The sequence below is a fragment of the Treponema zioleckii genome (genome assembly GCF_014737315.1).
Lineage (GTDB): Bacteria > Spirochaetota > Spirochaetia > Treponematales > Treponemataceae > Treponema_D > Treponema_D zioleckii.
In genome coordinates, this window is the sequence record NZ_JPUF01000098.1 from 1 (window position 1) to 7,278 (window position 7,278).

The 7,278-nt window shown below is 42.8% G+C and carries 7 protein-coding genes; 1 reads left to right on the forward strand and 6 read right to left on the reverse strand.

All coding sequences use genetic code 11. The features are described 5' to 3' along the window. The 6 genes from JI65_RS16095 to JI65_RS16120 form a co-directional block, all read right to left on the reverse strand. On the reverse strand, window positions 1-1,928 hold a 1,928-nt coding region (locus tag JI65_RS16095), incomplete at its 3' end, for a hypothetical protein (RefSeq protein ID WP_191018185.1). A 14-nt stretch (window positions 1,929-1,942) separates the two neighbouring features. Beyond that, window positions 1,943-2,350, reverse strand: a complete 408-nt coding sequence (locus tag JI65_RS16100) for an ExbD/TolR family protein (RefSeq protein ID WP_191018186.1) — start codon at window positions 2,348-2,350, stop codon at window positions 1,943-1,945. After that, window positions 2,350-2,961 (reverse strand): MotA/TolQ/ExbB proton channel family protein, encoded by a 612-nt coding sequence (locus tag JI65_RS16105; protein ID WP_191018187.1) that lies wholly within the window; start codon window positions 2,959-2,961, stop codon window positions 2,350-2,352. Before JI65_RS16105 ends, JI65_RS16100 begins: the two co-directional genes overlap by 1 nt. Window positions 2,962-3,121: 160 nt before the next feature. Next, window positions 3,122-4,654 (reverse strand): hypothetical protein, encoded by a 1,533-nt coding sequence (locus tag JI65_RS16110; RefSeq protein WP_191018188.1) that lies wholly within the window; start codon window positions 4,652-4,654, stop codon window positions 3,122-3,124. Between the two features lie 186 nt (window positions 4,655-4,840). Beyond that, on the reverse strand, window positions 4,841-5,629 hold the full coding sequence (locus JI65_RS16115; RefSeq protein ID WP_191018189.1) for a pseudouridine synthase: 789 nt from the start codon (window positions 5,627-5,629) through the stop codon (window positions 4,841-4,843). Between the two features lie 14 nt (window positions 5,630-5,643). Next, entirely contained in the window at window positions 5,644-6,999 is a 1,356-nt protein-coding gene (locus JI65_RS16120) for a citrate/2-methylcitrate synthase (RefSeq protein ID WP_191018190.1), read from the reverse strand. Window positions 7,000-7,096: 97 nt separating this feature from the next. Here JI65_RS16120 and JI65_RS17190 point away from each other — a divergent pair. After that, on the forward strand, window positions 7,097-7,278 hold a 182-nt coding region (locus tag JI65_RS17190), incomplete at its 3' end, for a hypothetical protein (protein ID WP_207106104.1).

The following is a 7,278-nucleotide window of genomic DNA, read 5'->3' on the forward strand; positions in this document are numbered from 1 at the left end:
TGCGCGTTCGAAGCAGACTTGAGTGACGCTACGCTTGTGCTTGCAGTTTTTTCGTTCGCTTTCTGCGCGTTCGAAGCTGTCTTGTTTGAAGCGATTCCCGCACTTGCACTTTTCTCGTTCGCTTTCTGCGCGCTCGAAACAGGCTTGTTCGAAGCTACGCTCGTGTTTGTGTTTTTCTCGTTCGATTTTTGAGCCGATTCAACTGCTGTCTGATTCATTGAAAGCCACGTAGGCATTACGATTGAACGATTCGAGAGGACAGGAACATTCTTTATGCGATTTTCTTTCTGATTGCTAGCTGGCTGAGTCGAATCAAAAGATTTTGCACTAGCCACTTTTGGAGCTTCGCTCTTAGATTCTGAAACCTGAGCAACCGTCTCCGTTTTTACGGACGCTACAGCGATGTCTGAACTCTTTTCAGCCTCAGCCTGAATATTCGCAGAAGTTTTCGTAGTCGCCGTGTTATTTTCCACAGTTTTTGAGTCTGTATTTTGCGCACTTGACGGCGTTTTGTTTTCCGCTACGCTCGTGCTTGCAAGATTTGTATTGGCATTAGGCAAAACCAAATTTGACGAATTTTCTACAGCATTCGTACTTGCCGTTTTTTCATTCGCTTTCTGCGCGTTCGAAGTTGGCTTGCTTGACGCGATACTTGTGCTTGCCGTTTTTTCGTTTGTTTTCTGCGCGCTCGAAGCTGTCTTGTTTGACGCGATTCCCGCGCTTGCCGTTTTTTCGTTCGCTTTCTGCGCGTTCGAAGCAGGCTTGTTTGACGCGACGCTTGTGCTTGTGGTTTTCTCGTTCGATTTTTGAGCCGATTCAACTGCTGTCTGATTCATTGAAAGCCACGTTGGCATTACGATTGAACGATTTGTAAGAACTGGAACATTATTCCCAGAGGACGAAGTTTGCGTAGCCGCCGAAGAAGATACTCCAGCAACAGTTGGAGCCGATGGTGCAGTCGGCAATTTTGGATTATAAGGTGTTTTTGGAGCGTTAACGGAAGCAACAGCCGAATTTTCAGAAGCACTTTCCGACGATGCAGGCAAAAGCCATGACGGCATCGAAATTGAACGAAGCTGGCTTCCAGTGAATTTAGGACGAACAGCAACAAGTTTTTCATCCGATTTTTCCGCCTGAACGACAGCCTTTTCGTCGGAAGACTTTGAAAGCTCATTATTTATGTTTTCAAGATTTTTTAAAGTCTCCGCGAGAGAATTCGTGCTAGGTGCGCCATTTGCAAGTTCGCCAGAATGATTTTCAGAAGACAATGTTTTTACAGGATTTTCTGCATTCTCTAAGGAAGACAAAGAATCAACTTTAGAATCTATTTTTGCAAGCAAATTATTTGCTTCGTCAGAGGAAATCTTACTTTCAAGATTGATTTTTGCTCGAACAGAATCAATTTCATTTTTTTCATTCTGATTTTTTGAATTCCCATTTTCAGAAGATTTATCAGAACCTAAAGCTGAAAGGCCTTCCGCAGACCTATCGTATAAAGAAAGATTTTCAATCGGTTCAGGCTTTAGTGCAGGCCGTTCGGGAACGGATTTTGCCAACAACTCAGAATTGAATTTTTCAAAATCAGCGGCAGTAAGAACTTTTTTATTTTTGGAATCAGACTCTGTAAGCCATGGCAAATCTTCATTAGACGCCAACAACTCAGTTTTCAACTCATCAGAAAGAGTCGGCGGAACCGTCGTTTCGGATTCAAGTATCCGCTCAGCAATCACGGTCTCGTGAAGTTGCATATCAAGTTTGTCGGCAAGCCGTTCTGCGCTCTCATAACGAGTATCCGCATTCAAATTGATTTTTATAGAGTGATATTTTTTTCCGCCCAAAAAACTCGGAATTACAGCAACAATGCCAAAAATCACCAACCAAATTGCAGCTGTACTCACCACGCTCAAGAAATTGATTTTGTTTCCCATTATCTGTTTTTTCTCTATTTTTCCAAAGTCTTTAAGTCCACGGTCGCAAAACCAGCTTTTCTGATTTCATCGAGGATTTTTACTATCGTACCGTTCGTAACCTCTTCGTCAGCCTCAAGAATTACAGGCACGTCTTCTGGATTTTTGCCATTCGTGTCGAATTTTGAAAGACGCTTTCCAATCATGTTGAACGAAACCACGTCATCATTCATCCTAAGCTGACCGGCGTTGTCTACGGAAATCCTGATTTTAGAAATCTCCACGCCCTGCGAAGTCGAGCTTTTAGGCAAATTTATATTGATAGCAGGAATTACAGCAAAAGTCGCACTAACAAGAAAGAATATTACAAGCTGAAAAACCACATCTATCATAGGGATTAAATCTACCCTATCATTTTTACGAGTTTTTCTGTTTGCTCTCATTACAAAACCCTTCCTGTAAGCCGGAGAATTACGTTCGTAACGTAGCTTTCCATATCCAAGATTCTTTTCTCGGCAACAGATTTTAGATAAGCACTCAAAATCAATGTTGGAATCGCCACAAAAAGTCCTGCGGCGGTGGTAACGAGGGCCTGCCCGATTGCGCCAGCGAGAGCCGAAGGAGCTTCTAGTTCCACGCCCCTGCTTAAGATTCCAAAAGCTCTGATGTTTCCGCAAACAGTGCCAAAAAGACCGAGCAAGGTTGAAACATTCGCAAGTGAACTCAGCCAATCAAGACGGCTTTCAACAGAAGAGACGCTTGAATCAAGCTCGCTTTGAGCAATCTCTTTCATGTCTTCTTCCCGGAGTTTTCTGTTCAATATGGCTTTAGAAATTACAGAACCTAGCGGAGTCTGGCAAGCAACGCACAAAGATTCGGCAGAAACGTAATCGTGCTTGATTAATGCCAAATCAAGATTCTTCTTTAAATCATCATCCTGTTTTTTTGACTTTTTAAAAAAAATGAACTTTTCTACAATTATATAAGTAGAAAAAATTCCACAGAGAATGATTGGAATCATTATGATTCCGCCTGAAAGCAACACCTTAAACATTTTTCTATCCCCATTTTTGATAAAATCAAAATACCCGATATTTCCGCCCTAAAATTATGGGCATTTCCAAAAACTGAAGTTTTTAGAAGTTCCTTTACTTTAAGGACGGAAAAGTCACCGAGTTATAAGGATAAAACATTTTTAAGTTTTTGTCGTTAGTTTAGTAGAGTTTAAATTTGTCAGATGACAAAACTCTTGTTAGATGAACATAACAATCACTGTTTTTGGAGATAAATTCATTCAAATCAAGTTCTTTTCCGTTCTGAAAGATTACGCAGTCAAAACTGTTGTCTTTCGTAAAGAACGGGAAAATAACGGCGGCTTCGTCAAAAGTATAAATTTCGGCAGATTTTCCCGGAACGCTCGGAAGCGGTTTTCGGATTGCAGCCAAATAAAAATAAGTTGGTTCGGAAGCACCAAGCACATACAAAAGCGAAGGAATCTCATCGATTCTGTAGCCAGAATCTTTCGTGTATCCGGCAATGCCTGTAATGCCTTTTTCTGTACTGACAAAACTGAAAGGATTAATCGTAACGTCCACTCCGCTTTTTTCGTAAAGGTAGACTTTTCGGGTCTGAACAGAAACTCGCGCGGCGGCAAGATTTCTTGTCCAGTCCAAAGTGAACGACAGATTATCTTTTTCCTGACGGATTCCGGCATAGCCAACAGGGTTTTGCAAAACGGTCGGGCGTTTTAGCGGCTCCAAATAAGTTCCGCTTCCAGCCAAAGGTTTTACCAAACCGTCAACAATCCACTTTACGAATCCCGCTGATGAAAGTGAACGCATCTGTTTGTCAGCAGACTTTTCCGCAAAAGAGCCTTCCTCAGAGTCATATTCGGCAAGCGCAGACAAATCCGTTGCCGAAACCAATGAATCTGAATCAATTTTAAGCTCTTCAGAAACTGTACGCTCACCGCCATCGGAAATGCGGACAGGCTTTTCGTTTTCGTCATAAGCGGCATCCCACTGGAAAGTAACCCTGTCCAAATTGTTTCGAATCACTTCTATCATGTGGAGTTTCTGAGCATATTGACCGTAAGAAACATCCACATATTTCCACGGCAAAGATTTTTTTGTCCAATTTCTAATCTGAGGCAAAGATGCAGTGTAGAGAGTCTCAAAATTGATTCCGATAGGAACGGAACGCGCCGCATAAAATCCGTTGATAACATAGTCGGCAAAAGTTTTGTTTCCTTTTGCGGATGGACTGAACTGGATATAAACTCCAGAATCATTTGTAATGTAAAAACGAACGTACTCAGCTTTTCCAGTTGACAGATCGCGAGAAAGCTCAAACGAACCGCAGGCGTCACCAAGATATTCAGAAACGGACTGAGTTACAACATTCTTTTCAGAAGTCTCATCGTCCGCAGTCATAGTTCTGCCATCGTAATATTCATAAGTTACGGTAGTTTCTGGAGCGACGATTACAGAAAAGTTTTTCTCTGTTTCTTCAAGTTTTACCTGAAATCTTTGTCCAACAGAATTCAAATGAATCTCCGTAGGCAGCTCGCGAATCACAGAAACATCTTTATAAAACCACAATTCCGCAATATCTTTTCTGATTTCAGCTGAATCAGGCACTGCCATTCTGTCGATTCCAACACCATTAGAAAAAATAGGCATCACTGAAAATGTCGCAAATATAGCCAAAAAAAGAATCAGAGCAAATATATTACGAAGATTTCTCATATTTAGTCTCCAAAAAAAATCTAAATGGAGTCCCTAAAAATTTCTGTTTTTTAGAGACAACTCTGAAAATGCAATGTTTAACAGACCGTAATTTTTGGCTGCAAAACTCGCCGGCAACCTCAGTTAACATTTTAAAGATTGCCTAAACTTTTCTTTCGAGATTATCGGCATTGCGATGTTAGTTTTTTAGGATTCTTGCGAGAGGATTTCGATTTCGTGCTCGGTAAGCTCTCGATATTCGCCAAGCTTGATTTTTGGGTCCAATGACAAGGCTCCCATTTTTACGCGTTTTAGGTAAACGACCTCGTTTTTCATCTGAGCAAACATCCGTTTTACCTGATGATATTTTCCTTCATAAATCGTAAGAAGGCAATCTGCCTTTCCGCTGGAATTCTCTGCTTGTTTTTTATTTTCGTCACTAATCCAAACAAGTTCGCTAGGTTTGCAGTCAAATCCGGATTCATTCTGCTCGCGGTCAACCCAAAATCCCTTTTTGAAGATTTCAACGTATTCGTTTTTTTGTTCCTGCGTGAGAGAATCTCGAAGCCCCACCGCATAAGTTTTTGGCACGTGGGTTTTTGGGGCCAAAAGCCTGTGGGTGAGCTGGCCGTCTGTCGTAAGAATCAAGAGTCCTTCCGTGTCAATGTCTAGCCGCCCCATGCAGTGAAGGTCGCCGCCCAAGAATTTGTGCCGCAAGCCTTCATCGATAAGGTCGAACACGGTGCGATGCTCGCCGTCTTTGTTGGCGCAAACCACGTCCTTGCATTTGTTCATCATTATGTACAAGTCGTGCTGCAGCTTTATTTCCTCACCGTCGATTGTAAGTTTGTCGCTGGAAATGTCAACGTGCGCACCGGGGTCGGTGACCATTTTTCCGTTGATGAAGACCAAACCCTCGTGGCACACTTTTTTGACGTACTTTCGAGTTCCAAAACCGTGATGAGCCAATATTTTATCAAGACGTTCTGTTGCCATAAATCTCCCAAAAATTAGTGACGCTGACTAATCGGAACGTACTCCCGCTCTGAGCAAATGCTCTGGTACGCTGGACGGTAAATTCTTCCGCCGGCAACGATTTCCTCGATGCGGTGAGCTGACCAGCCCGCGATTCGGCTAACTGCGAACAAAGGCGTATAAAGCTCGCGAGGAATATTGAGCATTGAATAAACGAATCCTGAATAAAGGTCCACGTTCGCACAAATACGTTTGCTGTCGCCATGAAGCTCGTAAAGAACTTCTGGACCAAGTTTTTCTATCAATTTGTAAAGATTGAATTCTTCGAGCATTCCTTTTTCTTGTGCAAGATGCGCAGCCTTGTCGCGCAAAAGTGAAGCTCGAGGGTCGTTAACGGTGTAAACCGCGTGTCCGAGACCGTAAATCAAGCCCGTGTGGTTGAAAGCTTCTTTTGAGGCGATTTTTCGAAGGTAAGCCCTAACTTCCTCTTCGCTAGACCAATCGCGAACGTGGGATTTTATGTCGTCCATCATCTCCATTACCTGAATGTTCGCGCCTCCGTGTCTTCTTCCTTTGAGGGAACCTACGGCAGCCGCGATTGCGGAATATGAATCCGTGTCGGCAGAAGATACAACATGAACAGTCAAAGAAGAGTTGTTACCGCCACCATGTTCGGCATGAAGAATCAATGCGAGATCAAGAAGTCGCGCTTCTTCCTCGGAATAAACTTTGTCATTTCGGATAAGGCGAAGGAAATTCTCCGCTGTTGAAAGATTCGGAAGTGGATTATGAATGTACATTGATTTTCCGTCAAAGAATCGGCGTTTTGCCTGATATGCGTAAGCCGCAAGTGTCGAAAATCTTGAAATAAGTTCGATACTCTGTCTTAAAACGTTCGAAATGCTCCTGTCTTCCGGGTTCAAATCATACGAATACGAGGCAAGAACTCCGCGGGCCATTTTGTTCATAATGTCGCTTGAAGGAGCCTTCATAATCATGTCTTCGGTAAAGTTGTCAGGCAGATTTCGTTTTGAGCCTAAAAGTTCGCGGAACTCATCAAGCTGAATCTGCGTCGGAAGCTCACCAAAAAGAAGAAGATAAACGCACTGCTCGTAACCGAACTGGTTCGAATTCTCGGCATCCTTTGCCAAGTCCTCAACATTGTAGCCGCGGTAAATGAGTTTTCCAGGAATCGCGATTTTCTTTCCGTCCTGAAGTTCGTATCCAACAACGTCTCCAATGCTCGTAAGTCCTACAAGAACACCTGTTCCGTTAGCGTTACGGAGGCCCCGTTTGACATCGTATTTACCATAAAGAGCAGGGTCTATAGGGTCATTGCGCTCTGCAAGCATCGACAATCTTCCAATAAGCAAACTTTCGTTGTCAGACATAAAAACCTCCGTCGGTTATGCAAAATTTTGCATAAATATACATGTATTTTTTGATATTTTCGTATGATTATACAGTTTTCAAATTATCTTCGCAACCATGGAAACGCTGCAAGTTGGTTTTGAAAATAAAATTTTACTTGTGCGTTTCCCGCGAGTTTTTCCTTACGGCAAAAACTCGCGCTTTGGTGGGTCGTTTTACAACTGCTCGCAAAACGCGGCGGAAACCCTGGCCGCGCTTTGCGAACTTGGTTTTGTTGCTCGCGTGTGGCTCGCAACCGT

Coding starts and splice junctions, on each gene's coding strand:
- JI65_RS16100 (WP_191018186.1), bottom strand. CDS start 2,350: ATGAGAGCAAACAGAAAAACTCGTAAAAATGATAGGGTAGATTTAATC.
- JI65_RS16105 (WP_191018187.1), bottom strand. CDS start 2,961: ATGTTTAAGGTGTTGCTTTCAGGCGGAATCATAATGATTCCAATCATT.
- JI65_RS16115 (WP_191018189.1), bottom strand. CDS start 5,629: ATGGCAACAGAACGTCTTGATAAAATATTGGCTCATCACGGTTTTGGA.
- JI65_RS16120 (WP_191018190.1), bottom strand. CDS start 6,999: ATGTCTGACAACGAAAGTTTGCTTATTGGAAGATTGTCGATGCTTGCA.
- JI65_RS16110 (WP_191018188.1), bottom strand. CDS start 4,654: ATGAGAAATCTTCGTAATATATTTGCTCTGATTCTTTTTTTGGCTATA.